This is a genomic window from Microcoleus sp. B3-D2, assembly GCF_036705345.1.
Taxonomy (GTDB): Bacteria; Cyanobacteriota; Cyanobacteriia; order Cyanobacteriales; family Microcoleaceae; genus Microcoleus.
Genome location: NZ_JAUBUG010000078.1, coordinates 1 through 25413 on the forward strand (window position 1 = coordinate 1; position 25413 = coordinate 25413).

The following is a 25413-nucleotide window of genomic DNA, read 5'->3' on the forward strand; positions in this document are numbered from 1 at the left end:
AAAATTATGTGTCGCTGAACTTGAATCATTCCTCAATTGCTATCGTGATTTTTCTTAACTTATTCAGCAAGCCCTAACTATGGACACAACTGGACTCGAACCAGTGACCCCTACGATGTCAACGTAGTGCTCTAACCAACTGAGCTATGCGTCCTCACGAATTCCTAATGTAGCAGAACACTCGATCGCCTGTCAAGCATAAATATAAGATTTTTAAGCAGGCACTCTTGACCTCGCCCCTAATGCCCAATCCCCCGCCAAATCTTCACAGTTCGATCGCCCGCACCGCTAGCCAAACTCCCCCCATCAGGACTAAACGCCACCGACAAAACCTCCCCCCTGTGGCCCGTCAGAATTTCCAGCAAACCCCCCGTACCCGCATCCCACAAATAAATCGTGCCATCCCGACTCCCCGTCGCCAAAACCCGACCCTCGGGACTCAACGCCAGACACAAAACATCCCCAGAATTGTCCCTCATACTCCGCCACAGCGTCCCTCGCCCTTGTGCATCCACCCGCCACAGCTTCGCCGTACCATCCCGACTCCCCGTCGCCAAAATCAATCCTTCTCCTACTCCCCCCCTTACCAAGGGGGGGCTGGGGGGGGTCTGACCGGCAGGGGAGACAGAGGAAGTCAATCCCTCTCCTACTCCCCCCCTTGGTAAGGGGGGGCTGGGGGGGGTCGCAAAAACGATCGCCCGCACCCAATCCCCGTGCTCTGCTAAAGTACAAATCGATCGACCCTTTTGCCAATCCCACAACTGCACAGTCTTGTCCCGGCTGCCGCTAGCCAAAAACTCCCCGCCAGCACTAAAAGCCACCGCCTCCACCCCGCCAGCGTGACCAGTCAAAGCCGACATCCGCCTTCCCTTATTCAAATTCCACAACTGCACAGTTTTGTCCCGACTGCCGCTAGCCAAAACCTGACCGTCCCGACTAAACGCCACAGCAGAAACCCTGTCAGAATGACCAGCCAAAGCGTACCACCACTTACCCTTATTCAAATCCCAAATATGAATCATTTTGTCCCGGCCGCCACTAGCCAAACTCGCGCCATCAGGACTAAACGCTACACAAGTCACCCAGTCAGAATGACCCGTGAGAGTGTACCACCGCTTACCCGCGTCCAACTTCCACATCTCAATCGTTTTGTCCTCACTGCCGCTAGCTAAAATCGCGCCATCAGGACTGAAAACTACCGACGTGACAGCATTAGAATGCCCTACCAGAGTATGAACACACCTCCAAGTAGGCGCGCCTGCGGGTACAACCCGCTGCATCGGCGGCACAGGTATGATTGTGCCTGCAAGCGTTGGCGGCACTGCATTCTGCACCACCGGCGTCCTCTGCGGCACGGAAATTTTAGGCGCTGGTAGGGGCGGTGCCCCCGTGCCCGCCCCCGCCGACTGCTGCGGCTGCAAATCTTTCAATACCTCAGCTACAGATTTGTAGCGCCGACTGAGACTCGATTCGATCATTTTGTCGAGGATGCGACTTAATTTCGGATCCATTGGAACCTTCAAAAAGTCTCGCCAAACCCAAACATCTTGATTAATATCAAACAAATCAAAAGGAGATATTTGAGTTAGCAAATAAATGCAAGTTACTCCCAAACTGTACAAATCGCTGGCATAAACCGCTTGACCTCTAATTTGTTCGGGCGCCACAAATTCGGGAGAACCGATGACTGTACCGGTTTCTCTCAAACCCTCCACAACTTTTGCAGCGCCAAAATCAACTAAAACTAATTCCCCGGTTAATGCTGGGTAAGTATAAATGATGGGAGTTTTAGAAATGCGGCGCCGGATAATGTTGGGCGGTTTAATATCTCGGTGAATTACACTGCGATCGTGCACGAACTGCAATACTGGCAATAAATCCTTCAGCAGACTGAGAATCTGACTTTCGCTGAAAGGCCCAGTCCGCGCCAACTCTTCCTGTAAATTCTGACCTTCTATAAATTCCTGTACCAAATACTGATAGCGTTCCTGCTGAAAGTGCGCCAGCAGTTCGGGAATTTGCGGGTGTTTCCCCAATTCGTCCAGCCGCACCGCTTCTCGGTTGAATAATTCTGCTGCTTTTTCGCTGCTGCTGGTACCTTGAGATAGCGGGAAAAACTGTTTAATTGCACAGCGCGGTTTTGAGGGTTTGTCTTCGTCTACTGCTAAAAAAGTGCGACCAAAACCGCCGCGCCCGAGGGGTTTGATGGCGCGGTAACGCTCTCTCAGCAACAGTTTGGAGCCGCAATTCAGGCAGAATTGGGTACGATCGGCATTTTGCGGGTTGTGACAAGCGGGGTTTAGGCAGTAACTCATAACTGAACCGAGAAGGAATCAGCAGCACATCTCTATGATACTGATGCCAAAGGACGATCGACTCTCGCGTTACAATTATAGTCCTGGACGCACGGGCGACCAGAAACCGCGTTTTTAACCAAAATATTTGCTTCAAACTTTCAATCTCGGTTCAAAAACCCGCTTTCTTTGTTCGGGTGCCTAAGTTCTAAATTAGAAATTAAAGGACTGAAGTCCTTACTACAAACTGGTTAGTAGTCATGACTTTAGTCCTCATAATTTAAGATGTCGCTTTCACTTCCAGAGCATACTCTTTAAACCTTTCCAAGTCAGCCATAAGAGTCGATTCAACTACTCGCGCTAGAAATGAATTGTCCATCAATTTTGCCAGCCAGCCGGGAACTCCATAAGCTACCGTCAGTTTGACAATGCTGCTGTTTTTGCGATCGTAAAATCTTATAGCACCCCGATTTGGCAAACCGTCTACCGATTCCCACTGAATTATCTGATTCGGCACTACTTTGAGAATCCGAGAAAGCCAGCTAAATTCTAACCCGCCAGTGGCGAGTTTCCAGCGCGATAATTCCGGGTTGTCTTCGAGAATGCGAACTGATTCGATCCACTTCATCCAGCGCGGCATTTGCTCTAAGTCTGACCAGAGTTGCCACGCTAATTCGATGGGAATTGCTACTTCTACTTGGACGCTGTGTTCTAACCAATCAGTCATGCGATTTTAGATTTTAGATTTTAGATTTTAGATTTCTGCTTCCCAGGCTCTGCCTGGTAACGCATTTCTAGAGGCTCTGCCTCGCGTTTTCTGTCTAAATACTGGAAGCGGAGCCACCTGATAGGCATTCCCAGGCATAGCCTGGGAACGAGAGAAAACGAGAGAGGACTAATGATTAATGACTGTAAGCTTCGAGAATTGCCTTAGCGGCTTGATGGCCGGAAAGTGTCGCTCCTTCCATGCTATCAATGTAGTCTTGCTGAGTGTAACTTCCTGCTAGAAAGAAATTGGCGATCGGAGTTTTTTGAGCAGGGCGGAAAACATCCATTCCCGGTGCTTCGCGATACAAAGATTGAGCGAGCTTAACTACACTGTACCAAGTCATGTTTAATTCCCGCGCAGACGGGAATAAATCCTGAACTTGCTTAAGTACGTGTTGGGCGATCGCCTCATTGCTTTGTTTAATAAACGGATCTCCCGGTGTCAGCACCAACTGCAGCAGCGAACCTTGTCCTTCTTGATAATAATCTTTGGGACTTGTTAGGGCCAAATCTGCAAAACAAGAAAAATCTGCATCTGCTGAATATAGCAAATTATCGATTCCTACAGCGTGGCTCAACTGTTTGCGCTTGGCTTCGTCTTCCAGTTCCGTTACCCAACCGTCGAACCGCAATTGTACTGTAGCGACCGGCACAGCATCCAATTTGTAAATGTTGTCAAATTCCGACCATTTCCGCCAAGCTGGGGGCAATATTTTCTGAATTCCTGGCACGTCGCAGGCGAAAACGTAAGCGTCTGCGGTAATATTTTCTTCTGTATCGCCGTTAGCTACTACCAAGCCTGTTACGCGGGTTTCTTCACCTTCTTCAAACTGAATTTCTCGGACTCTGCGCCGCGTGTGGATTTTCGTTCCTTTGCTTTCCAAATATTCCACAATTGGTTTGTGCAAATATTCGTTGGGAGAACCAGCCAGCATCCGCATGACAGAGGCTTCGGTTTTTGATGCAAAAAATTGAAAGATTGTCAACATACACCGGGCAGAAATATTTTCAGTGTCGATAAAACCCAGTGCGTAGGCGATCGGATTCCACATTCTTTTGAGCGAGTTTTGGTTGCCACCTTGACTGCGGAACCATTCAGCAAAGCTAACTTTATCCAAATCGCGGATAGTTTTCATTGCCCCGTCAAAGTCTATCAAACCTCGGACGATCGGGCTAGTTCCCAGGGCGATCGCATTTTGAATTTTGTCTTGTACGGATAGCTGAGATGTCGTGAAAAACGCCTTCAAACCGTGCAAAGGAGCACCCACGGGAAAGCGGAAATCTAAAGAACCTGTTTCGCCGCCTCGATTAATAAAAGTGTGGACGTGTTCTTTGAGGAGCAAATCGTCAAAAGCTCCCACTTTTTTCATCAGCGCAAATAAGTTATAATAGCAGCCGAAGAAGACGTGCAAACCCATTTCAACGTGATTGCCGTCGGGATCTACCCAACTTCCGACTTTGCCGCCGACAAAGGGGCGGGATTCAAAAATTTCTACTTCGTGGCCGGCATCCACTAAATCGACTGCTGTGGTCATTCCAGCCAGTCCCGCACCTGCGATCGCAACCCGCATTTTACCTATCCTTTACAGTATTTTTACAAATTGTAACAAAATTTAGAATTTCCGAAACATTCAAAGTTCATAAATGCCGATCGACACTTGTATAGCCCTCTGAATTCTTGCTAGGACATCGGCACTAAGTTGACCGTAAGGGCCTTGTTCTAGGAATGTCTGCCGCAAAGCAGAAACGTTTTCACATACAGCTAGAGAATCAGCTTGCAATCCTCCCTCACCCGCAGGAATCAAGACACGAGTAGGATTTTCTACTCCGGCAAGGTTACTTGTGAAAGGAACAACAATTACAGAATCGGTAAACTCGTTGCGGATATCGGGAGAAACCACAACAACAGGTCTTTTTTTTGTATCTCCTAACTGACGTAAAGCCCTTGAAAGATAAATCTCACCTTGGCGGGGATAAGTTTTTGCTGTTGAGTTAGAGTCCATCGCTGTTCCATGTTTCTTCTATCTGTTCTTCTACAAAATTAAACCACTCTTTTTCCTCCTCAATATCTTCTGGGCTGCGACTTTGATAAAACTTCCGCAACTTATCTTCTATTTGCTTAGCGTACCAGAGACGGAGAGCTTGTTCGATCGCCTCCGTCCAATCATCAGTAAGTTGGTCTATTTTCTCCGCGAATTCAGCATCAAGGGCGACTAACACTTCTCGCTTTTGAGTAGAATTTGACATAAACATTCTCCTTAATAATTTAAAAACAATGGTGCGCTCGGGCGCACCTTACAAATTACTTTTACATATTCTTTCTTCCTTCTTCCTTCTTCCTTCTTCCTTCTTCCTTCAAAACATCGGCATCAACTGAAGCGGCCCAATTCCCAACTCTTTAGCAGACACCCAGCGCACCTCAAGCAAAGCCACCATATCCTTAAACTGAGGCTGACCGCGAGAAGCACCCATCAACCCTTTAGCAATAATCAAACCGCACCAACCGTTCGTTGATTTACAGCGGCGATCCCACTTCTTGCGAGCTTCCTGATGCACCGGATCGTCTTCATTAAACTCCCCAAACAAATACATATCCCCATTTTTAGTTTGCAAAATACCCAAGTCGTATTGCTCATCCTGAAAAGGATTTTCACCCGGATTAAAACCAATTGCCTTGACCCCTCCAGCTTCTTTCAAATCCTGAATCATAGTTTTTGCCTTCGGATGAGAAGTTTGGATCATCACCACCGGCAAACCATCTCCGGCGGTATTAATATCCATTTCTGCACCTTGGTGAAACTGGACACTTTCGCGCAGGAACTCTACCGTTTCCCAAGGTACGGCGCCGAGACTCAAAAATGAATTTTGCGGCACCAAATCGTCCCGCAGCAGTGGCATTTCAAATTCATCATCATCATCGTCATCACCGTCATCATCACCGAGCATCTGTAATAATTCGTCTGACACATCCGGCATCGTTGAAACTTTAACGGATACCTGTTGAATTTCTCCGTCAGGCTGCGGAACTGGGATGCGGTAGCGGCTGCTAAGACTGGGAAAAGTGTCCGATCCCAATTTCCGGCGGCCGTTGCGGAAAAAGCGGTGAAATGCTTCCAGAGCAACTAACATCGTCAGGGCTTCTTCTTCGTACAGAATCGATCGCAATCCTTCTAAAGGATGCAGGTTGCCAAAATTTGGTTCAATTTCCGATGGAGGCAAATCGGCTAAATCAATTTCTTCTTCGTCGTCCTCATCAATATCTCCAGCACTTTCAAAGGTGAGAAACAAACAGTCTTGCCCTAAAAAAGCCTGTTCTAAATCTTCAAAAGATTCATCATTGACGACTCGTTCTCGAAACCGCTTCAAGGATTCTAGAGAGCGGTACAGTAAAACTCCGTAATCCATTCTGCCTTGCCCCAATACGGACACGTAGAGGCTGGCGACATCCCACTGATTGATTTCAATAGATATAATTTGGTGCTCCCTCAAAGTCCGCCACGGAGCATCTTGCCAAATTTGAGCAGCTTTTTCCATTAAAACTTCAGCATACTGAGGGGGCAACTCAGGAGGCCTGTTGATCGCGACCTCTTCCATGCCGCGAAATATTTCGTCAATTAAGGGCAATTCCGGCACGTAGTCAATGGAAATACTTAAATCTTGAAGTACGCCCCGCAGATAAAATTGAATTTCTCGGTTTTTGACTACTATTTTTTGGGGCCGACCTGCGGGAGCCGGACTTTGGGGATGTTCCATTGCCCGTAGCAGGGCCCGGACGATCGCCTCTGGGCCGGCATCTGGGCCTACCATGTCCATAGCCCTCACGACTCCCTCGGAGCCATCGACCCAGAGAATGCACTCGCCACCCGCTTCTAGAACGTCATCGTCATCTATCATCAGGTGTGAGTCAGCATTAGATAAGGGTCGGCGATCGCCCTCCCACACGCTGGGAATTTGAGGTAAGTTTTGTAGCCGACGAAGAGTAGTGCGATTCAGCGCTGCCATAGAGTAAGCCCGTTGGGTGAAGCATTGTTGCGGTGCCGGTAGCCGGTCAACCGCTGCTTATCAATCATAAACCCTATAGGGGGAGAGGGCATCGAGCTTGGGAACGAGGCCCCACAGGAATTAAAAATTAGAAGCTAAAAATTCTGCCTTCAGCATCTAACCGAATGCCTTCTGGCGAATGCCTGTACAATGGAGCAATAAGATTAAACTCTTTGCATTAGACAGTCTCAGGAGTTCGGCAAATTATGACTCAAGCCATTTCTGAAAAGCGCGGCATTCAAATGACGGACTCTGCTGTCCGTCAAGTTTTAGCCCTGAGAGAAAAACAAGGTAAAGACCTCTGCTTGCGGGTAGGGGTGCGCCAGGGCGGCTGCTCTGGAATGTCCTACGTGATGGATTTCGCAGATCCCAGCACCGTGAAATCCGACGATGAAGTGTTCGACTACGACGGTTTTCAGGTAGTTTGCGATCGCAAGAGCATTCTTTATCTCTACGGTTTGGTTCTCGACTTCAGCGATGCTATGATCGGGGGCGGCTTTCAGTTTACGAACCCCAACGCAACTCAAACTTGCGGTTGTGGCAGTTCTTTTTCTACATAAATCGGAAAAGAGGGCATGGGGCAGGAAGTTGTTAACTGCCCCATGCCCTTTTCCGTGCAACATCCCAAATCTAAAATCTAAAATCGAATGACCCCTGAAGAATTGTTTAAAGACGGTTTCGATCGCTACCAAGCTGGCGAAGCCCCGGCTAATCTGATCCCCGTGTTTAAAGAAGTGTGCGAAAAAGCTCCCAAAAATGGCAATGCCTGGGCTAGCCTTGCGTGGCTCTACCTGTTGGAAAATAAACCTGCACCGGCTCAAAAGGCAGCGAAAACAGCCGTTAAATTGAACCCTCACGACCCCCAAGCTCGCATCAACCTAGCAGTAGCGATCCTGGATCTCAAAGATAAAGGAGTGCGCCCCCACGTAGAAGTGGCTCAGCAATTAGTGATGGCTTCCGAAGAGTTGCTCGACGAAGTTAAAAAAAATTTTGAAGAAGGATTAAAGAGAAAACCCGACTGGAAGAGTCTCGCCCGCGTTAAACAGTGGCTTCTGGAGCCGTAACCAGGCAAACAAGTCGATTTTTGGGCGGGGATCGAGGAAATCGATTTTGCGGTTTATTACGATATCGTAATAAATCAATAAATAACTTTATGGAAAACTCAGAAAGTCAGTGCTAGTATTTGAAAACTTAGACGATTCACAAACCCGCTCAGCGGTTTTCAGATTTTTCTACCATAATACTAGGAGTTGTACAAACATGAGCACTGACAGCCACGTTAACATCAAACCAGCAACCCGCAACCACAAAGGTTTCTTTATTCAGCCAGCTTCTTACAAGTTGATGAGCATCGATAAATCCGGCTGGGCCTTGATTTGCATGGACAAAGCAGTTTGTCACTACGTAGATCCTGATGACTTGCAATTGCCGAATAAATCCGGAATGTCTGAAGGTTAATTCTGAAGTTTTGAGAGACTTTAAGATGCTTTATTTGAGTAGCTGCCCTCTGTGGAGGGCAGCATCTTTTTTTGGTCAGAAAAAAGTCCGACAACAAAGCGGTGTACGGGATTTAACGGATAGAAAGAATTAAGGAAGAATTACTGATTACAAATTAGCGATTACAAATTCCCTAATTGTTAGATTTGAACGCAAAAAGCATCTCTAACTCAGCAGTTGTCGGTTGTTTAGAAGCTGTGGCTACGCTAACTCCTCGGAGAGAATTTAGCAATTCAGCAGCGGGCGGCGAAACTAAATTTGGCTGTACTGCGAGCAAATATTGGTTAGCCCAAGACATGGTTTTTTCCATATCTATGTAAAAGTAACCTTGGTTGGCCCGCGGTAAAGAAGTAGCGATCGCCTGAAAACTCGGACTGCTGCTTAAGGGTTGCGGTGGCGTCGAAGTAATCACATCAACTAAAGGCCCACCGAAAGCTACAAACACAGAATTTTCATTCAGCCAACCGTGCCCGAATAAAGTGCCTTGCTGGGGTATTTGCCACTCCGTAACTTCTTTGCCTTGAACTTGTCTGGGGGCGACGCTGACTGTAGGATTGCTTTTGGCGATCGCATCGAGTTTTTTCAGGGTTGCTTCTGCAGCAGGGCGATCGCTGGTTTCAAAAATCATCGCCGCCCCCATCCCCAACTGAGACAAAATCCCTTGATTGGAACCGATCGCCCCGATCGCAAATTCCCCGTTCATCCAACCAAAAACATCACGATCCGCATCCAGATCCAACCGCTTAAAACTATTCCTCACCTGCTGAACTCCCCTGTCAACTTCCGGGCTATCTTTTGCCTCAGCGGTTGCTTGCGACCAAATTTTATCGATTCCCTTGCCGCCGACTAAAGCAATAGTTTCATCCGGAAATCTGGGCAACAATTTCGATGCGAATTGTGGATTTGGCTGCACGAATTTAGAGTCTAACTGAGCAATAGTTTTTACCCTCAATCCCTCACTATCTGCTCCAATTCCCGCAACCAAAGACTTAACTTGTTTGAACTGTGAAAACACTGTCCAAGGCAACTGGATATCTGCGGGCAAATTAGCTTTCAATTGCTCAAGTGCCGCCGGATAGTCAGCAATATAAACAGTTGCGATCGGATTCTTGACACCAGCACTCTCTGCAAAAAACTTAGTTGTGCTCTGCTGCGTGGCGAGGGAGGGTTCTCCTTTAAAAGTATCGATCGCCAATTCCACAGGCTTTCTCAAAGGAGCCATCACTAATTGGTCGTTCAGCAAAGCCACACTGTAGCGCTTGCCGGTTGGCTCTGCAATCTCAGAAATTTTAACTCCTTTATACTCGGTTTCTTTAGTTGTTGCACCGGGCTGAGATTTTAATTTATTGGCAAAATTCCAAGCGCTAATTTTATTCTTGACGCTGACTACAACCAGCAGCTTAGGAGGCTCGGTTTTTGCCGCAGCATCAGGGGGCAACAAAGCGACCATCGCCCCCCCCAGCCAAGGCTTTAAGTCCCTGTCAAAGTCGATTTGAGTGCCTGCCAAGCTTTGTTCTTGAAAGGTCTTCAAACCCATCCCGACCAACTTTTGAGCCCCAGGCGTGCCAAATCGCTGCAACACGGCCAAAGCTTGGGGGTTGGGGGATATGAACGCGGCCATCATTGCTTCGTCGGGTACAACTTTGGCGCTGTCTTGAGGGTTAGATACTTGTTGGCTCAAACCCTGGAAGTAAAAGTAGACCGCAGCGCTACCTGCTGCGGCGATGGAGGCAGCAATTAGAAGCTTTGATTTTTTTGCAGGCATGGTTTGTGTTCCTCGCGTCCCATATCAGTTTAATCAAAATACAGAAAGCTTGTGGGGAGGCGATCGAGGCTGCTGTTTATTTTTGTATAATTCAAAACAAGTTTGGACGATCGTCTAAACTGCTAGAACTGTGCATTATTGGTAAAAGATGAAAGTAGCGATCGCGGGAGCAACGGGATTTGTAGGTAGCCGGCTGGTGGAGAAGCTGCAAGCTGCGGGACATCAAATGGTGGTTTTGAGCAGGGATGCGGCGAAGGCTGGCCGAGTTTTTCCGGCTTCAGCTTATCCGAATTTGGAAGTTGTCGCCTACACTCCTGCGGAGTCTGGTGATTGGCAAAAGTCGATCGCGGGCTGCGACGCTGTTGTCAATTTAGCAGGGATTCCGATTGCGGAGGAAAGGTGGACGGAGGCGCGCCAGCAAGCAATTCTGGACAGTCGCAGACTGACGACGGCAAAATTGGTCGAGGCGATCGTCAATGCTAATCCTAGACCATCGGTGTTTGTTAGCGCATCGGCGATCGGCTATTACGGAACCAGCGAAACCGCTGAGTTTGACGAAACGAGCCTCGCGGGAAACGATTTTTTAGCAACAGTGTGCAAAGACTGGGAAGCAGCCGCCCAACCTGCAAAAAATGCGGGAACGCGGCTAGCAATTTTGCGGCTGGGGATAGTTTTGGGAATGGGAGGCGCGTTGGCAAAAATGCTGCCACCTTTTAAACTATTTGCAGGCGGGCCGCTGGGTAGTGGGAAACAGTGGTTTTCTTGGGTTCATCGCGAGGATGTGGTTGATTTAATTTTGTACGCTTTGCAAAATTCGCAAGTTGAAGGCGTTTTGAATGCGACAGCACCGAATCCGGTGCGGATGAATGAATTGTGTCAAACTTTAGGGGAAGTTTTAAAGCGGCCTTCTTGGTTGCCGGTGCCAGGTTTTGCTTTAGAAATGCTTTTGGGAGACGGGGCAAAACTTGTTTTGGAAGGGCAGAAAGTGTTGCCTAAACAAACTTTAGCTAGTGGTTTTCAATATCAATATCCGACGCTGAAATTAGCACTAGAAGATATTTTATCGGGAAGTTAGGAGCCTACGGAATAGAACCCGCCGAATAGAATTCGGGGCTAAACAAACAAAGTCCGCCTGCGCGGACTCCAACAAAAATCCTCGTTACCAGGCTCTGCCTGGTAACGCATATCCAGAGGCTCTGCCTCGCTTTCCCCGAAAGCAGATGAACCATCAAGAAATAGCAACCGGGTTGACAATTCCCGCCGAACTCCCATTCCTTCAAGCTATCTGCTGGCAAATTGCTGATGTAAAAAAATTGAGTTTCAAGGAAATGCTATGCCGCTACGAATCTGGCTGGCATTATTGGGGAGTTTTGGGAACACCTAGCTTTGAGGAAATGGCTTTTGTTCAACAAATCAGCCAACACTATCAGTCTTGGTTAATAGCGGAACAGGGAAGCAGTTTTTCGCCAAAACATCCAGAAAATTGGGTAAGTTCTCAAGCAATGTTGAAACGCGAAATTCATCAAAAGATATTAACTGTACTCAGCCACTTGAATGTCGAATTTCTACAGGAATGTCGGGCGTATTTTGGCGGGAGAACCCTGGTAAGTATGGAACACGGAGAATATCGGTTGAGCCAGGATATTGACTTTATGTGTTCGATGGATGATGGCTACCGTCTCCTGCGCCGAAAAGTTGCCGAAGGAGGCTATGATGCGATTTTTGCTAGTCGCGATTCCCTTGGGGATAGCTTAGCTTCACGCATTGTTCTCCCGAACGATATTCAAGCCAACCAGTATGGGATAAGATTTCCTGTTATTGTTGACGGGACTACTATTAAATTCGAGATGGTTTGTGAAGGGCGAATTGAGTTTGGCGAACCAAATTATCCAAATAGGTCGCCTGTTCCTTGTTTGAATCAAATTGATTGTATAGCAGAAAAGTTGTTGGCAAATGCCGATCGCCCGGCTGTCGATCGGGTAAATTCTAGAGATTTAATCGACTTGGCTATTCAAAGGTTAGCGACTCCGATTCCCCAAGAGGCGATCGACAAAGCGGAAGCAGCTTATCAAGTTATGGAACCGCTCGATCGAGCGATTCAGTATTTCCAAGATCGTCCCGATTATAGGGAAAAATGCTATGAGGTTTTGAGTATCGCAGAGCCAAATAAAGTTATTGACGGTATCGATTTACTAGCTCAGGATTTAGGCCGGCAAATAACAGTCAGGACATTTAGCGAGACTATTTCCTCATTCCCAAGTAAGCTTGAAGATTAGATGCTTAGATGCGAGATTTGGTATTGCTCTCCTCGTTAACAGGCTCTGCCTGGTAACGCATTTCCCGAGGCTCTGCCTCGCTCTTTTCCCTTCTTTTTCCCCTTCCCTCCTTACCAGGAAGAGCCTGGTAACGCATTTCCACAGGCTTTGCCTCGCTCCTTCAAACAAATCATCCGACTCAAAAATCAATCAAATCAACTGGCAACAATCCATCCTGACCCATATAATTTCGATAACTAGAATATCTCCAACAAGCCGGATCGTCAACATAGCCGCGCCTAACAGGATTATTGTGGATATACTCCAATTTTTGCAACAGCATTGCCTCATCCAAAATAGCTTGCGGGTGGAACCCTTCTTGCCATAGCTGATATTTTTGGTCTTTTTTGTGTAGCTTTTTATAGAATGCGAGTTGATCGAGGATGTTGGTAACTTGATTTTTTTCAAGCAAGTCAATTATGGAGCGAGCTGTAAATGATTTAAAATTTCTCATTTGCGTTGACACTTCAGAAGAAGTTACGATTAAGTGCAAGTGATTTTCCATCAGCACGTAACCGTGTAAAGCTAAACGCTTCTCCCGTTGCATAAAACTTAAGGAATCTAAGACTATTTGTGCTATTTCTGCTTGACAGAATACAGGAATCCAGTTGATAATTGTAGAGGTGACAAAGTGCGGTTGGTTGTCGGAATATATTACTTTGTATCTACTTCTTCCCATTGGGGCTATTGAGGGTTTGTGGGTGGGTTAGGGCGAGGCGGAGCCTCTGGATATGCGTTACCAGGCAGAGCCTGGGAACTACGGAAATTGAGGGTTTGTGGGTGGGTTAGGGCGAGGCGGAGCCTCTGGATATGCGTTACCAGGCAGAGCCTGGGAACGAGCTAAATGAGGTTTTTGGCTCCCCACGCGACCATCCAAGCAACCGGGTTTCTGCGATTATTCTGGCATCTTCACGCCCGATTTTGTTAAGAAACCCGGTTTCTGAGCCCTGCCCGATCGTGAGCTTTGAGCAAACTCCTCGGATCGGGCCCAGCGGGGATAATGCAGCCGGGATTGAGCGGGAACAAATTGCCGTAATAATCGCGCTTCACAGCCTCCAAATCGCAAGTGCCCGCAACTCCCGGTAACTGGTACAAATCGCGCAGATAAGCTCCCAAATGCTCGTAATCTTGAATGCGGCGCACATTGCATTTGAATAAGCTGTAGTAAACGGCATCAAAACGGAATAGAGTAGTAAAAAGCCGCACGTCTGCTAATGTCACCCGATCGCCACAAAGGTAACGACTCCTCAAGAGCGATCGATCGATCTCGTCTAAAACAGCAAACAATTCACTGCAAGCCGAGTCATAAGCAGCTTGAGATTGCGCGAAACCGCAGCGATAAACGCCGTTATTCACCGATTGGTAAATCTTCTCATTCCACTCGTCAATTTGCGATCGCAAATCCAGAGGATAAAGATCCATTTGAGGATTGCTAGCAAACTCGTTAAACTCCGAGTTTAGCATCACAATAATTTCCGAACTCTCGTTATTGACGATCGTCTTTTTCGAGTCATCCCACAGCACCGGCACCGTACACCGCCCCTGATAGCCCGGTAAAGCCAACTGGTAAAGTTCCGGCATCGTGTTGCAGCCAAAAGTCTCCGACTCCATCACCCACATTCCCCCTTCAGAGGGATAGACAATAGACACGGATATCGCATCTTCCAGCCCTTTGAGCGCCCTCGTCACCAGAGTGCGGTGCGCCCAAGGGCATCCCGTACCCACGAAGAGGCGATACCGTCCCGCAGCGGGCCCGTGAGGGTTGTCTGGTGCAGTGCTGACAAAGTTGCGGAAACTGCTGCTGGGGCGAATGTATGCTCCCGTGCGATCGGGCGGCGCTAGTTTTGACATCATTAATTGCCACATTGATGTCCAGACAAATTTGCCTAGCTTGACTGTTACGGATGAAGGAAGCGATTTGTTTTTCACAATGCGATTAAAAGAGGTTTGCTAAACATAATCTGCTTATTTTAACTCACATTGCGAAGTTTTTTCCCTCATCCCCAGGCTCTGCCTGGGAACGCATATCCCGAGGCTCTGCCTCGCTCTGTTCCCTCCGCTGGGAAGGACTTTCCTAGGATCTGCCAGAGGCTATTTCAGCATAAGCTCGATCGATCAATCGGCGAGCAACCGTTTGAATTCCCGTATGCTCGTAATAATTGGTAGTCATGTCTAAAAACGCCGCCACATAATCCAATTTGTCATCAGTAACATCAATGTATTGCTTGAGATGGCCTAAAACTATGGCGGGAGTTAAGCCGCGAGACTGTACTAAATTGTTCATCCAACCTTGGGCTGAGGCGAAAGTTGTTGTCACGAATCCAAATTTTGCTGCATTATTAGCGCCGGGAATTAGGTTGCTGATATTTTGGAATGTTGAGTTTTGCTGCAAGGTTGAAGGATTCAATCCGCCTATGGTATTTTGGGCTACTCGAATGAAGTCCGGGCCAAGGGGAATTAAACCGTCAGCACACACTAAAGCAGCCATCCGCATCAGAGATTCGCCTTTGTAATGAGATAAATAATTACCAAAGCTTCCCACATTGTTAAGGGAAATGTTGTTAAGTTTGCAGTAGGCAATTAGCTCGATCGCCACTTTGACGCACAAGTCGATCGTTTGAGTTGTGTCAGCTTTGGGAGTGAGGCGGTTCAGAAAGGAAAGAAAGCCGATGTTTTCGCCGATTTTATTCGCCATAGCCGTTGCACCTAACGCACTGTCGGCGCTGTCTGCTAACTGGTAAAGCCTGACTACGCCTTGATATGGCTCGTTGGGGTTAGCGTAAAGCTCGATCGCGCGATCGCGAATTTTCCCAACTAATTTGCGCTTTGTTTCCCCTGTAACCGCTTGAATAGTATTATCAAAACCCGTTAGATTATTCCACTCCCCCGGAACCACAAAATCGAGAGATTTTAACATCATCACAGTCACGCCACCAGACGGCAAATTGTCAACCAGTTCCGCAATAGATTTACTCACAGCAAACTCCTGAATAGCCTGATTTAAAAATGTTCTATCAAATACTCCAACTTCGGGCAAAGGGATTCCAGAAAAGTCTAAATTCTGACGGATGCCAGCGGTTAATAGTTTTGAGTTATAATAATTCCCAAGCAGCGAACTTACATATGACAGTCATCATGGCAAAACTTACACTTCAAGTCCGAACAGATGATAATTTGCTAGATCTGCTTGCCAAGTCAGAGTCTGGGGCTTGGGTTATTGCAGAAGACAGGGTTCAGAGAATTACTCATGTTCAAGTTATAAACTTTGTCGGATCACAGATGATTGAAGGTATATTTGACCGAAGCGCCAGCTATAGAAAAGAGGATAATAGGCTTGTTGTAAAGTTTTTAGACGGGCGTATTGTCAATTGCAATGTTCAGTTTGTTGGACAAAACCCTGTCCGCTATATTTGAGATGTACTAATTCATTACCTCCATGACGCTTAACTAAAATTTATGGATTTCACAGCCACTTTAAATCAGATCGTCGCCCTCAGCATTCAAGATCGGATTCGTCTTGTACAAGCAATCTTGGAAAGTATAGCGGCCGAACAGGTTCACCCCGACCTTACAGAGTTTCAAAAGCAGGAACTCGATCGCCGAATTAATGATTCTGAAGCAAATCCTGAAAATGTGCTGACTTGGGAAGAAGTTAAAGCTTCAGTCAAAGCACGAAAATGAACTATGAATCCAGTGCCGTGGTAAAATAACTATCGCCAAATAGAAACAAATAAAATATGACTGCTGCTGTTAACACAACTCCAGGATTAGCATCGCGCTTAGTAAACGGCGTACTCTCCATCAAACCTTTGGCCGATTTAGCCAAGCACCAAGCGCGGGAAATGATGATTAAAAGAGCCGAAAGAATCGGCGTGCATTGGCGGCAAGATGCCCAAGCACTTTTAGCCCGGAATTGGGATGCAGAATTGTTCAGCGTCCAAAATCCCGATCTGGTTTACCCTAAATATTATCTAACTTCATTTCACGCCTACGAAAAGGGTAATATGAGTTGGGAAGCTGCCACAGAAGTTGAAGTTGCCGCCCGTGCAGTTCACGCTGGAATTTGGCCGGAAGCAGGTGCAGAAGGCGATGCTAAACTCCGCGCCAGCTATCACGAAATCATCAAATCTCAAATTGCTTCTTCACCGCAGGATATTGTAGATTTGGGATGCAGTGTGGGAATGAGTACCTTTGCCCTTGGGGAGGTTTACCCGGAAGCGAAGATGACTGGGGTAGAGTTGTCGCCTTATTTTTTAGCAGTTGCTAAATACCGTTCCCAACAGCGAGAATCTGAATCTTTACATCAAAAATCTCCGACTTGGGTTCACACTGCTGCTGAATCTACTGGTTTGCCTGCGGCTGCTTTTGATTTAGTTTCTATTTGTTTAGTTTGTCACGAATTGCCACAGAAAGCTACTAGAGAAATATTCCGGGAAGCGAGGCGTTTGCTGCGTGTTGGCGGACATTTGACAATTATGGATATGAATCCTCAGTCGGAAGTTTATGCCAAAATGCCTCCTTATATTTTGACTTTGCTCAAGAGTACGGAGCCTTATTTGGATCAGTATTTTGGGTTGGATATCGAGCAAGCTTTAGTTGATTCTGGTTTTGCACAGCCGACAATAACTTGCAATACAGTCCGACACCGGACTATTGTGGCTAAGGCAATATAGCGGTTTTCAGTAGAGTGAAGTACAGATATCGGGTAGGACACGGCACTGCCGTGTCTAAAGCTGTATTTATTTAATTTGATTGAAAACTGCTATAAATGGTAAAGTTGCATAGATATTATTCAATCCTTGGGGCGGTGCGTGAGTGTAAATAGTCTAATCTGTGGATTTAAAAATTTCTGCGGCCGCGCCCCCTACTGATAAATAATTGCGATGCTACCGGATTTGATATTAGACAGGCGTAGAAGCTATTCACAGCGCCATTTGTTAGACATTTTGATAGAACCCTAAAAGTACGACATCTTCATGAACCCGACAGCCCCCTCTCAAAACGTCATCGATTGTTTGCAGGTTATCTTGGATTCCACTGCATCGAAGAATTACGAGCTTTTTACTACAGTCGGTGATGCAGGCTACAAAGCGAGCATTACACAAAAAATGTTTGACGATGTTAGCGAGCAGCTTGCTTCCCGCCTGCAAAAGGGATACTCAATTAATTATTTTGGTGAGATAAAACAAGGTAATTGTCCGATTTATTTGTGGAAGCTGAGTTTTGAAGATGGTGGAGATGAATTTGTGGCACACATGACTATGAATGGAGACAAAGTTGCTGGGATTTTTATCGAATGATATCAATTCCGGTTGCACCGGAATTATAGTTGACTGTTGACTGTTGACTGTTAACTGTCAGTCGAAAAACTGAATGATAGTTGAGTATTGACTGTTGATTCGATTTTACAATTCCGATGCTAGCGGAGTTGATATAACATATCTTTCTTGACACGGCGTTTCACTAAATCTAACGCCGATCGCCCACAACCGTTAATCGAAACCGATCGGGCGGCACAAAGGTGATTCCCCGGCGCGCCGGACGAATTGGCAGATCGAGATTCGATACAAACTCACGGGAAGACAGCACCGTTGCTAAAACGAGCTTCATTTCAAACATCGATAACGCCATCCCGATGCAGCTTCGACTTCCGCCTCCAAACGGTAAAAATTCAGAGGCGGAAAACTTGCGATCTAAAAAGCGATCGGGATTGAATTGAGCGGGATTTTCGTAGGTTTCAGGGCGACGGTGGGCCAAATAGACACAGGGGATTAAAATTGTTCCCGGTTGATATGTATAGCCTTCGAGTTCGATCGTCCGTTTCACCTTGCGCGGCTGCGAAATTAAGGCAATTGGATAAACCCGCAGCGCTTCCTTGCAGACTGCTGTTAAGTAGGGCGACTGCGAAAGCGCGATCGGATCGGGATTCTCGCCCAATTCATCCAATTCCTTCCGCAACCTCCCAAGGCATTCGGGAAACTGATGCAGCCAGTAAAACGCCCAAGTCAACGCCGATCCAGTCGTTTCATGTCCCAACAACAACAGCGTCATCAACTGATCGCGCAATTCTCGATCGCCGAGGGATTCGCCGGTGTCGTCGCGGGCCATCATCAACACCGACAGAATATCCGTGCGTGACGAATCGAGAGAATGCGATCGCCTCTCGGCAATTTCCGCATAAATCAGCGAGTCAATCTGCGCCATCTGCTGCAAAAACTGCCCCCACGGGCTCCAAGGCCCCAAATTTTGCTGCAACGGTTCAAAGAAAAATTGCATGGAGTACAGCTCAGAGGTAATAGCCTCTAAAAGCTTGCTGAGCAATTGTTTCAGGCGTTCGTAGCGCTCTCCCGGCACTAATCCAAACACGACTTGCAAGATTACTTGCAGCGAAATTTCTGACATTTCTTCGCGGACTGCGATCGCATCTGGGGCTTTCCAGTCGATCGTCTGCTTTTTCGTCAAATCAACAATCAAATGCCCTTGACTGTGCAACTGTTCCCGATGCAGCGCGGGCATTAATAGCTGTCGCTGTCGCAGATGTCGCGGCCCTTCATTCATAATGAGCGATTCATTTCCCACCAGCGGGCGAAATACGTTGGTCACTTTGCCAAACTCAAAGGCATCGGCTAAGGTCGTAAACACCGCCTGAATCGCTTCTGGACGGCCCAGAAACACCACGGGGGGCGAAGCGGGCCCCAACACGCGGGCGGTAAATGTATCGCCGTATTTGGCAGAGTAGCGATCGAAAAATGCGATCGGGTCAGCTACCAGCGAAAGCGTTTGGAACAGAGCAGGAGAACGAGATCCGGTAGGCAGCGTCATTGAAAAACTGGCGATACACAATCTTTCTAGTGTATATCGATCGACCTTGCACCCTAAAATTTATTGCTCCTTTTTACATGAGGTACAATGGAGGCGAAGCCTAGAAGGTTATAGATATGAAGACATTAAACCAGCTTACGCAAAGTCATCTCTCTATTCTAGTATTGGATAAGGATTCTCACACTCCTATAGTACGGATGCCGATTTATGCAGAACTCAGCATTGTTGAAGAGGCATCTCCCTACAAAATCTCAAGAGATGATTTAAGAGAAATCGACGAAAATCATGATATAGTAGGTTTTATTGATAAAGTCCTGCGGTCATCACTGGCTCAATATATTGAAGAAAATACATTTCGAGCCTGGGACGAGGAAAAGAAGGGAGCTTTTCTTAAACGAGTTGTCAACATATTAGAAGATGAAGAGAGGTTCTTCTCGCAATCTCGTGGTATCTTGCGCCCAGAGAGCCAGATAAAGGAGGTGGTTGATCGCGCAATTCTTAAGACAATGGAAGAGTTTGAGATACCGCAGTCTCAAACACCCAGCAAAAAATCTATCTACTCCTATCCTTTGGGTTATTTAGCAACAGACCATGTTGGCTATGCTTCATTCGACTTGACGCGAATCTCTGATCTAACCCGATCTCAAAATAACAGCTTCGCAGCTTTTGACGGAAACGGAGTGCAAAAGAGCTATGCCTTGTTTGTATATCCAATGGGCAAGGAAGGAACGCGCTTCGATGCGCTTGAGCAAGGTCGATTTACTAACGAGGCAGTTTTTGCTAAGTTGTCAATTGAGCAACCCACATTAACCCACGATCTTAGAATTCTGAACCTGCCCTCAATGCAGAAGCCAGGTCTCATTGATTGGTACTTTTCACCAGGCTCCTTTGCGGCTCATCCCGAATTTTTGGTGGGAGATGATGGCTGTGAGCGTTTATTTCCAGCACAAATTGCATTACAAGAATTTAATTTTCGCCAAGTTGTTCGGTTAGTGAAGCTCCCACCAGGATTTACTCTACCCGAAGGTTATAAGTTGGCTTATGTTGATGACTACAGAGTAACTTGGCAGTCTTTAGGTCATTCGCTAGGTGAAATCCTCTACAGTTTGCCCCTAGCACCAGGTGAATCTGTCAAGTTAGCTGTCATTGATTGGTCTTGGGAAAGCACGACGCAAAGAACCGAACAGACTTCATTAACAGAAGAAGTTATACACCAAACTCATCGCGATCGCACAATTTCTGAAACAGTCAAAGCGGGATTACGCGAATTTCAGCATGGTAGCTCCTTTATGGGTGGAATTGCTGGCTCGGCTGGTGCGACAGGTACTATAGGGATTGTTAGCGGAGCAGCAGGAATTGCTGGCAGTTTAGGTGGCTCAACAGCTACAAGCGATGGTAGCCGTGATCTGGTTGCGGAAAACGTTCAACGATTGAATGATAGCTTTTCGCAAGCAAGTTCAGCGCAACGCGAAATCAACAGCACTGTTGTTGTCCAAGCTCGACAGGAAGAGAAAGAAAGCATTCAAACTCGAACTTTCACTAACTACAACCACAGCCATACATTAACCATTCTCTACTATGAAGTTCTACGCAATTTCAAAGTTGCTGTGGAATGGGTAAGGCGGCGACCAGCATTATTAATAAAGCGTTCAAATGTCGATTTATCAAAACATGACCAATGCCTGAAATATCGCTTTCTTTTGGAGTCTAACTTGATTGATGAAAAAGTTAAGCCAGGATTTGATGCCCTTGAAAAACTTGAACGTCTTAAGTTAGATCGAACAAAACATGGCTTATCACTAGACGGAGATATACCTGGTTTTTCAGAAAGGGGTATCATTTTCAAGATTTTTGAATTTGGGATTCAGACAACTGACGAGGTTGAGGACAAAACGTCTCGAATGCGAATCTGGGCAGTAAAAACAAATGGGGATCTTGTACCACTTGGAAGATGGGGAGATGAAGACAAAGACTTCAATGCAGGTGGACGTTTTCGCAATAAAGGTGAACATACTTGGTTCCTTGCTTATCCATCAGATGAAATAAAATGGGAAAACCTTGCAGGATTTCTTTTTGATACACAAAAAGATACTTGGCGCATTAGCCGAATGGCAATCAACGGATTTTTCGAGAATAACAAGATAATCCTATCGGAATTTAAAGATTACCATTTACTGTTCGGAAAAAATGATAATCTAGGGGACAACACTTTTACAGATATTCGTCGTCCAAATCCGGATACTGCTCCAATGCTTTCTCCTGAACGTAGCCTAACGGCAGAAGAGAACTTTGTAGTTTCCCAACTAATAGAGCATCTGAAACAAAATTCCGATCACTATAATCAAATTATTGCACTAAGCAAAAATTCAAACACAATTGCCATAGAGTTTGAGAATGTCGATTGGAACAGTACAAGCAAACTGATTGATCACGTTGAACCTTATGCGTTAGAAACTTTTGGCAGTTATATTGCCTATCCGTTTATCGATGCTGATAATCAGTTGCAAGATGTAGATTTAAATTTAAATGAGGTGAAGAAGAAGTATGCTGAAAAGCTGATTACCTTACCCACGCGGGGAGTATTTGCAGAAGGTAAGCTGGGACACTGTAACATCTCTGAGGAAATTGACAATACCCGATTCTGGAAGTGGGAAGAACATCCGATTCCCTTTGAAGCACCTGGCATCAATCCCGTTACCCCTGTTACGCCACAACCTCAGCAAACAAATACTACACCTACAGCTTTCCCGTCATCACTGGTCAACATCGTTAACCCCTCAGCCGCACCTGATCCAAGTGGTTTAGCTGCTGCTCTGACAGTGTTGGGTACTCCAAATATCTTCCGCGATATGTCAGGACAGCAAGAAGTCGGAGATTTGCTCAAAAAACTTTCTGATAATACGATTAGTATTGCAGAAGCCTCCAATAAAGCAACAGAAATTCAGAAGAAGTATGGTGGTAGCAGTGGAGTAGGAACAGGCAATGGTACTGGCGGTAGCGGCGCTTCTGTTGCAGGTCGCCAAGGTGGTTCAGGAGGATCTGTACAATCACCAGCACCGAGTGAGCAGCACGACCAACTTCAAGTTCTAAGAAATGCAGCGAATAATGGGGACATCACAGCGGAAAAGAAAAACCAACTGGCTCAAGACTATTTGCAGAACTCCACCCAACCAAAGCTTATGCTGGCATCTGCAATTTCTGAAGAGGCTGGAACTGGTTCCGGCTTTAATGAGTTCCAGGAGTTTTACGCCGAATATCTTGACCAGCAATACCCCAATAAACATCCATTTGAAGATAGCCTCTACACGAGAAATCGAGACTCTTATACACTAAAGGCTTATGGGAAGGCGTTTGGTCAAAAAGATGATTCTTGGAACCCGGAGTTAGGTTTTAAACCAAATGAGCAAATTATTCGCAAACTCTACAACTACTATCAAGCGACTTACAAGGCTAAATCTGATAAGTTTCTTTGGGCTGGGTTGGGTCGTTTGGCAGGGGGAGCAGTTCTCGGTGGCTTGCTGACTCCTGGTTTGCCCGATCCAAGTTTTTTGAGTAACACAATGGTTCTTATTGGTAAAGCAATCTTTCTTGATCTAGCTTGGCAACATGAGCTGTTTTTGGATGATCCACAAAAAGCGATTAATATGGCTCGTGAACATGATGCAAGGTTTCCAGCGAAAGCGAAGTACGAGATAGCATGGAGCAAAATTGCTTCTAATACAATTACTGAAGTCGCTGAAGGAAACCGGATGTTACTCGCAAATGAGCAGTTCACAATTATTCAACCGCTTTACGACAGGATTAAACAGACTTCAGAATGGTTCACACCGTTCCTCTTCTCTAAGACCAGTGCATTCACGCCGAATGTTCATCCTTATCACTTGCCATTTGTTGAATCTTTCCCAACAACTCGGAGTGCTGATGTAACGGTGGCAAATGACCGCTGGGAATGGATTACCAAGCAGGATGGTATGTGGGACAAGTGGGTAAGAATTCCCGCAGATGAAAGGAGTAGATTAGTAGATCTTTCAATGGATGACTTATTGACAAGGCGATGGGGGAGTGTAAAGCCTGAATTTTTACCTCCGGGCGGTCGCTTGTGAGCAACTGCAGATTGTACGGCTAGCTTCCCAACCTAACATGACTGTTTTACGCTCTACTCCCCAGCAATAGCCACCGAGTTCTCCAGATTCTCGAATGACTCGGTGACATGGAATTAGATAGCCGATAGGATTGTTACCGATCGCATTTCCTACAGCTCTAGCAGCAGTTGGGCGTGCTACCATTTGAGCTATAGTTTGATAGGTGGCGATCGCACCAAATGGCAATTTCAAAAGTGCTCGCCAAACTTGAATCTGAAAGTTAGTGCCTTTTACCAAGAGCGTTAGTGGTTTTTGCTCGCTGAAAGTTTCTGAATTGAAAATCAGGTCACACAATGATTGAGTGGTTTGCTCATCACGAATGATTTCAGCTTTTTTCCAGGTCAATTGCAGTCTTTGTTCGGCGGTTTGTTCGTGTGTTGTATCCAAGAAATAAAGATTACAAATACCACGGGCAGTTGTCGCGATTAGAGATTTGCCAAACGGGGTATCATGAATGCCATAGCGAATGTGTAAACCTGCTCCGCCTGCTTTGAACTCCCCTGGTGACATTGCTTCCAAGTTCACAAATAAATCGTGCAATCGTCCGGGACTCGATAGTCTCACGTCCAATGTTAGGTCTAGAAGGCTTTTAGTGTGAGTGATTTTTGACTTGGCATATTCAACTGTTAGATATTGCAAAAACCGCTTGGGGCTAATGCCGGCCCATTGAGTAAATAGGCGTTGAAAATGATATTCACTCAGTCCTATGTGTTGGGCCACAGTTGCCAGATTGGGCTGGTTTAGGTGGTGTTGTCGCATAAAGGCGATCGCCCGAGCAATCCGGTGATAATCTTCGCTAGCATAGACACTCGCATTCTGCATCGAAATCATCTAGTCTAAATCAAGGGAATTTTGATGTTTCCTTACTTTAGCCATAGAGCAGGCTCAAAGCCACCCGTTTCTTGCGGTGAATGCAGTCAGTCAATTTTAGATTTTAGATTTTAGATGGAAGAAAGCGAGCTCACTGCTAAACCCGGGGGCTTGCGATGAGGATGAGCGAGCTTTTTTCTCGCTCCACGGATGCCTCGGGCGACTTGTAACCAAATTTCTCTCGGTCAGTCGTCAATTAACCGAACTTTCGCTCTCACCCTCCCCGCAACTGCGTCACCAAGTGAACTAATTCAGGTAAAATTAGCTTTTCCACAGCTAGTTTCACACCATTGCTAGATCCCGGAAGAGAAAAGACTAACTTGCCTTGATACACCCCTGCAACTGCGCGAGAGGCGATCGCCCTCGAACCAATTTCTTGATAGCTCAAAAACCGAAATATTTCACCAAATCCTGGTAAAATCCTGTCTAGCAAACTCTCCATCACATCATAAGTCGTATCTCGGGGAGCGATGCCCGTGCCGCCGTTAAAAATGATTGCATCCACATCTTCACGCTGGGAAAAAGCCTGCATTTGCAATACAATTTTGGCCGCATCATCTTTAACAACAGTGTAAGCTACCACAGAGTGACCCGCATCTTTTAGCAGCTTCTTAGTTAACAAGCCGCTATTGTCTGTTTCGGCGGAGCGCGTGTCGCTAACAGTAATGATAGCGCAGTTTACGGTTATTTTAGATAAGTCGGGGTGAGGAATTTGCGTCATATAACAGATGTTGAAGGAAAAAGGAAGAAGCAAGAAGGAAGAGGAAATCCGGAAAAGGGAAGAGGGAAGAAGTCATTAGTTAGTTGTGATTTATTAGTTATTAATTATTCATCATCTAATAACTAATAACTAATAACCAATAACCAATAACCAATGCCCCATGCCCCATTCCCCATTC

The 25413-nt window shown here is 46.3% G+C and carries 23 protein-coding genes and 1 tRNA gene; 10 read left to right on the plus strand and 14 right to left on the minus strand.

Annotation, left to right across the window (positions count from 1 at the left end):
• Window positions 1-80: 80 nt before the first annotated feature.
• From QUB14_RS23620 to QUB14_RS23650, 7 genes are all read right to left on the minus strand, one after another.
• Window positions 81-154 (minus strand) — tRNA-Val (locus tag QUB14_RS23620).
• A gap of 85 nt (window positions 155-239) precedes the next feature.
• Window positions 240-2315, minus strand: coding sequence for a serine/threonine-protein kinase (locus QUB14_RS23625; RefSeq protein ID WP_333219910.1), 2076 nt, complete (start codon window positions 2313-2315; stop codon window positions 240-242).
• A 259-nt stretch (window positions 2316-2574) separates the two neighbouring features.
• Window positions 2575-3021 (minus strand): SRPBCC family protein, encoded by a 447-nt coding sequence (locus QUB14_RS23630; RefSeq protein WP_190662856.1) that lies wholly within the window; start codon window positions 3019-3021, stop codon window positions 2575-2577.
• Window positions 3022-3196: 175 nt separating this feature from the next.
• Window positions 3197-4633, minus strand: a complete 1437-nt coding sequence (gene zds / locus QUB14_RS23635; protein ID WP_333219907.1) for a 9,9'-di-cis-zeta-carotene desaturase — start codon at window positions 4631-4633, stop codon at window positions 3197-3199.
• Between the two features lie 60 nt (window positions 4634-4693).
• Window positions 4694-5065, minus strand: a complete 372-nt coding sequence (locus tag QUB14_RS23640; RefSeq protein ID WP_333219904.1) for a type II toxin-antitoxin system PemK/MazF family toxin — start codon at window positions 5063-5065, stop codon at window positions 4694-4696.
• Complete coding sequence (locus QUB14_RS23645) at window positions 5055-5309, minus strand: hypothetical protein (protein ID WP_333219902.1); 255 nt, start codon at window positions 5307-5309, stop codon at window positions 5055-5057. Before QUB14_RS23645 ends, QUB14_RS23640 begins: the two co-directional genes overlap by 11 nt.
• 108 nt (window positions 5310-5417) lie before the next feature.
• Window positions 5418-7064 (minus strand): DUF6930 domain-containing protein, encoded by a 1647-nt coding sequence (locus QUB14_RS23650; RefSeq protein ID WP_333219900.1) that lies wholly within the window; start codon window positions 7062-7064, stop codon window positions 5418-5420.
• Window positions 7065-7309: 245 nt separating this feature from the next.
• On the opposite strand from QUB14_RS23650, the gene QUB14_RS23655 reads away from it, so the two are divergent.
• From QUB14_RS23655 to QUB14_RS23665, 3 genes are all read left to right on the plus strand, one after another.
• Window positions 7310-7663 carry a HesB/IscA family protein gene (locus QUB14_RS23655; RefSeq protein WP_006632680.1) on the plus strand — a complete coding sequence of 118 codons (354 nt, stop codon included), beginning with the start codon at window positions 7310-7312 and terminating at the stop codon, window positions 7661-7663.
• Between the two features lie 87 nt (window positions 7664-7750).
• On the plus strand, window positions 7751-8167 hold the full coding sequence (locus QUB14_RS23660) for a tetratricopeptide repeat protein (RefSeq protein WP_006632681.1): 417 nt from the start codon (window positions 7751-7753) through the stop codon (window positions 8165-8167).
• 196 nt (window positions 8168-8363) lie between these two features.
• Complete coding sequence (locus QUB14_RS23665; RefSeq protein ID WP_006632682.1) at window positions 8364-8561, plus strand: hypothetical protein; 198 nt, start codon at window positions 8364-8366, stop codon at window positions 8559-8561.
• A gap of 172 nt (window positions 8562-8733) precedes the next feature.
• Here the strand turns inward: QUB14_RS23665 and QUB14_RS23670 are convergent, their stop codons facing one another.
• The gene (locus QUB14_RS23670; RefSeq protein ID WP_333219898.1) at window positions 8734-10365 is read right to left on the minus strand and encodes a DUF3352 domain-containing protein; all 1632 of its coding nucleotides are present in this window, start codon (window positions 10363-10365) and stop codon (window positions 8734-8736) included.
• A 148-nt stretch (window positions 10366-10513) separates the two neighbouring features.
• Between QUB14_RS23670 and thyD the strand changes: the two genes are divergently transcribed.
• Together thyD and QUB14_RS23680 are read left to right on the plus strand one after the other, a co-directional pair.
• Window positions 10514-11440, plus strand: coding sequence for a thylakoid membrane protein ThyD (thyD, locus tag QUB14_RS23675; protein ID WP_333219896.1), 927 nt, complete (start codon window positions 10514-10516; stop codon window positions 11438-11440).
• Window positions 11441-11585: 145 nt separating this feature from the next.
• The gene (locus QUB14_RS23680; protein WP_333219894.1) at window positions 11586-12641 is read left to right on the plus strand and encodes a nucleotidyl transferase AbiEii/AbiGii toxin family protein; all 1056 of its coding nucleotides are present in this window, start codon (window positions 11586-11588) and stop codon (window positions 12639-12641) included.
• Between the two features lie 178 nt (window positions 12642-12819).
• On the opposite strand, the gene QUB14_RS23685 is transcribed toward QUB14_RS23680, so the two are convergent.
• The 3 genes from QUB14_RS23685 to QUB14_RS23695 form a co-directional block, all read right to left on the minus strand.
• Window positions 12820-13359, minus strand: coding sequence for an REP-associated tyrosine transposase (locus QUB14_RS23685; protein ID WP_333219892.1), 540 nt, complete (start codon window positions 13357-13359; stop codon window positions 12820-12822).
• Window positions 13360-13604: 245 nt separating this feature from the next.
• Window positions 13605-14546 (minus strand): glutathione S-transferase C-terminal domain-containing protein, encoded by a 942-nt coding sequence (locus tag QUB14_RS23690; RefSeq protein ID WP_333219912.1) that lies wholly within the window; start codon window positions 14544-14546, stop codon window positions 13605-13607.
• Window positions 14547-14754: 208 nt separating this feature from the next.
• Window positions 14755-15657 (minus strand): hypothetical protein, encoded by a 903-nt coding sequence (locus tag QUB14_RS23695; protein WP_333219890.1) that lies wholly within the window; start codon window positions 15655-15657, stop codon window positions 14755-14757.
• A 146-nt stretch (window positions 15658-15803) separates the two neighbouring features.
• On the opposite strand from QUB14_RS23695, the gene QUB14_RS23700 reads away from it, so the two are divergent.
• From QUB14_RS23700 to QUB14_RS23715, 4 genes are all read left to right on the plus strand, one after another.
• Window positions 15804-16094, plus strand: a complete 291-nt coding sequence (locus tag QUB14_RS23700; protein ID WP_194066274.1) for a hypothetical protein — start codon at window positions 15804-15806, stop codon at window positions 16092-16094.
• A 42-nt stretch (window positions 16095-16136) separates the two neighbouring features.
• Complete coding sequence (locus tag QUB14_RS23705; protein WP_106148069.1) at window positions 16137-16361, plus strand: addiction module protein; 225 nt, start codon at window positions 16137-16139, stop codon at window positions 16359-16361.
• 56 nt (window positions 16362-16417) lie between these two features.
• Window positions 16418-17353: a class I SAM-dependent methyltransferase gene (locus QUB14_RS23710; RefSeq protein ID WP_333219887.1), complete on the plus strand. Its 936-nt coding sequence runs from the start codon at window positions 16418-16420 to the stop codon at window positions 17351-17353.
• A 303-nt stretch (window positions 17354-17656) separates the two neighbouring features.
• Window positions 17657-17980 carry a hypothetical protein gene (locus tag QUB14_RS23715; protein WP_333219885.1) on the plus strand — a complete coding sequence of 108 codons (324 nt, stop codon included), beginning with the start codon at window positions 17657-17659 and terminating at the stop codon, window positions 17978-17980.
• A 169-nt stretch (window positions 17981-18149) separates the two neighbouring features.
• Here the strand turns inward: QUB14_RS23715 and QUB14_RS23720 are convergent, their stop codons facing one another.
• A complete protein-coding gene (locus tag QUB14_RS23720; RefSeq protein WP_333219883.1) occupies window positions 18150-19502 on the minus strand; it encodes a cytochrome P450 in 1353 nt (450 codons plus the stop codon).
• A 116-nt stretch (window positions 19503-19618) separates the two neighbouring features.
• Between QUB14_RS23720 and QUB14_RS23725 the strand changes: the two genes are divergently transcribed.
• Entirely contained in the window at window positions 19619-23605 is a 3987-nt protein-coding gene (locus tag QUB14_RS23725; RefSeq protein ID WP_333219880.1) for a hypothetical protein, read from the plus strand.
• Here QUB14_RS23725 and QUB14_RS23730 read toward each other — a convergent pair.
• Both QUB14_RS23730 and QUB14_RS23735 read right to left on the minus strand, forming a co-directional pair.
• Complete coding sequence (locus tag QUB14_RS23730) at window positions 23582-24466, minus strand: methylated-DNA--[protein]-cysteine S-methyltransferase (RefSeq protein WP_333219878.1); 885 nt, start codon at window positions 24464-24466, stop codon at window positions 23582-23584. The two genes, QUB14_RS23725 and QUB14_RS23730, sit on opposite strands and share 24 nt — an antisense overlap.
• Before the next feature lie 262 nt (window positions 24467-24728).
• Window positions 24729-25235, minus strand: coding sequence for a MogA/MoaB family molybdenum cofactor biosynthesis protein (locus QUB14_RS23735; RefSeq protein WP_006632696.1), 507 nt, complete (start codon window positions 25233-25235; stop codon window positions 24729-24731).
• Window positions 25236-25413: the final 178 nt, after the last annotated feature.

Coding starts and splice junctions, on each gene's coding strand:
- QUB14_RS23690 (WP_333219912.1), bottom strand. CDS start 14,546: ATGTGGCAATTAATGATGTCAAAACTAGCGCCGCCCGATCGCACGGGA.
- QUB14_RS23725 (WP_333219880.1), top strand. CDS start 19,619: ATGAAGACATTAAACCAGCTTACGCAAAGTCATCTCTCTATTCTAGTA.
- QUB14_RS23640 (WP_333219904.1), bottom strand. CDS start 5,065: ATGGACTCTAACTCAACAGCAAAAACTTATCCCCGCCAAGGTGAGATT.
- QUB14_RS23715 (WP_333219885.1), top strand. CDS start 17,657: ATGAACCCGACAGCCCCCTCTCAAAACGTCATCGATTGTTTGCAGGTT.
- thyD (WP_333219896.1), top strand. CDS start 10,514: ATGAAAGTAGCGATCGCGGGAGCAACGGGATTTGTAGGTAGCCGGCTG.
- QUB14_RS23720 (WP_333219883.1), bottom strand. CDS start 19,502: ATGACGCTGCCTACCGGATCTCGTTCTCCTGCTCTGTTCCAAACGCTT.
- QUB14_RS23735 (WP_006632696.1), bottom strand. CDS start 25,235: ATGACGCAAATTCCTCACCCCGACTTATCTAAAATAACCGTAAACTGC.
- QUB14_RS23670 (WP_333219898.1), bottom strand. CDS start 10,365: ATGCCTGCAAAAAAATCAAAGCTTCTAATTGCTGCCTCCATCGCCGCA.
- QUB14_RS23655 (WP_006632680.1), top strand. CDS start 7,310: ATGACTCAAGCCATTTCTGAAAAGCGCGGCATTCAAATGACGGACTCT.
- QUB14_RS23705 (WP_106148069.1), top strand. CDS start 16,137: ATGGATTTCACAGCCACTTTAAATCAGATCGTCGCCCTCAGCATTCAA.
- zds (WP_333219907.1), bottom strand. CDS start 4,633: ATGCGGGTTGCGATCGCAGGTGCGGGACTGGCTGGAATGACCACAGCA.
- QUB14_RS23680 (WP_333219894.1), top strand. CDS start 11,586: ATGAACCATCAAGAAATAGCAACCGGGTTGACAATTCCCGCCGAACTC.
- QUB14_RS23625 (WP_333219910.1), bottom strand. CDS start 2,315: ATGAGTTACTGCCTAAACCCCGCTTGTCACAACCCGCAAAATGCCGAT.
- QUB14_RS23630 (WP_190662856.1), bottom strand. CDS start 3,021: ATGACTGATTGGTTAGAACACAGCGTCCAAGTAGAAGTAGCAATTCCC.
- QUB14_RS23710 (WP_333219887.1), top strand. CDS start 16,418: ATGACTGCTGCTGTTAACACAACTCCAGGATTAGCATCGCGCTTAGTA.
- QUB14_RS23660 (WP_006632681.1), top strand. CDS start 7,751: ATGACCCCTGAAGAATTGTTTAAAGACGGTTTCGATCGCTACCAAGCT.
- QUB14_RS23685 (WP_333219892.1), bottom strand. CDS start 13,359: ATGGGAAGAAGTAGATACAAAGTAATATATTCCGACAACCAACCGCAC.
- QUB14_RS23645 (WP_333219902.1), bottom strand. CDS start 5,309: ATGTCAAATTCTACTCAAAAGCGAGAAGTGTTAGTCGCCCTTGATGCT.
- QUB14_RS23730 (WP_333219878.1), bottom strand. CDS start 24,466: ATGCAGAATGCGAGTGTCTATGCTAGCGAAGATTATCACCGGATTGCT.
- QUB14_RS23665 (WP_006632682.1), top strand. CDS start 8,364: ATGAGCACTGACAGCCACGTTAACATCAAACCAGCAACCCGCAACCAC.
- QUB14_RS23700 (WP_194066274.1), top strand. CDS start 15,804: ATGACAGTCATCATGGCAAAACTTACACTTCAAGTCCGAACAGATGAT.
- QUB14_RS23650 (WP_333219900.1), bottom strand. CDS start 7,064: ATGGCAGCGCTGAATCGCACTACTCTTCGTCGGCTACAAAACTTACCT.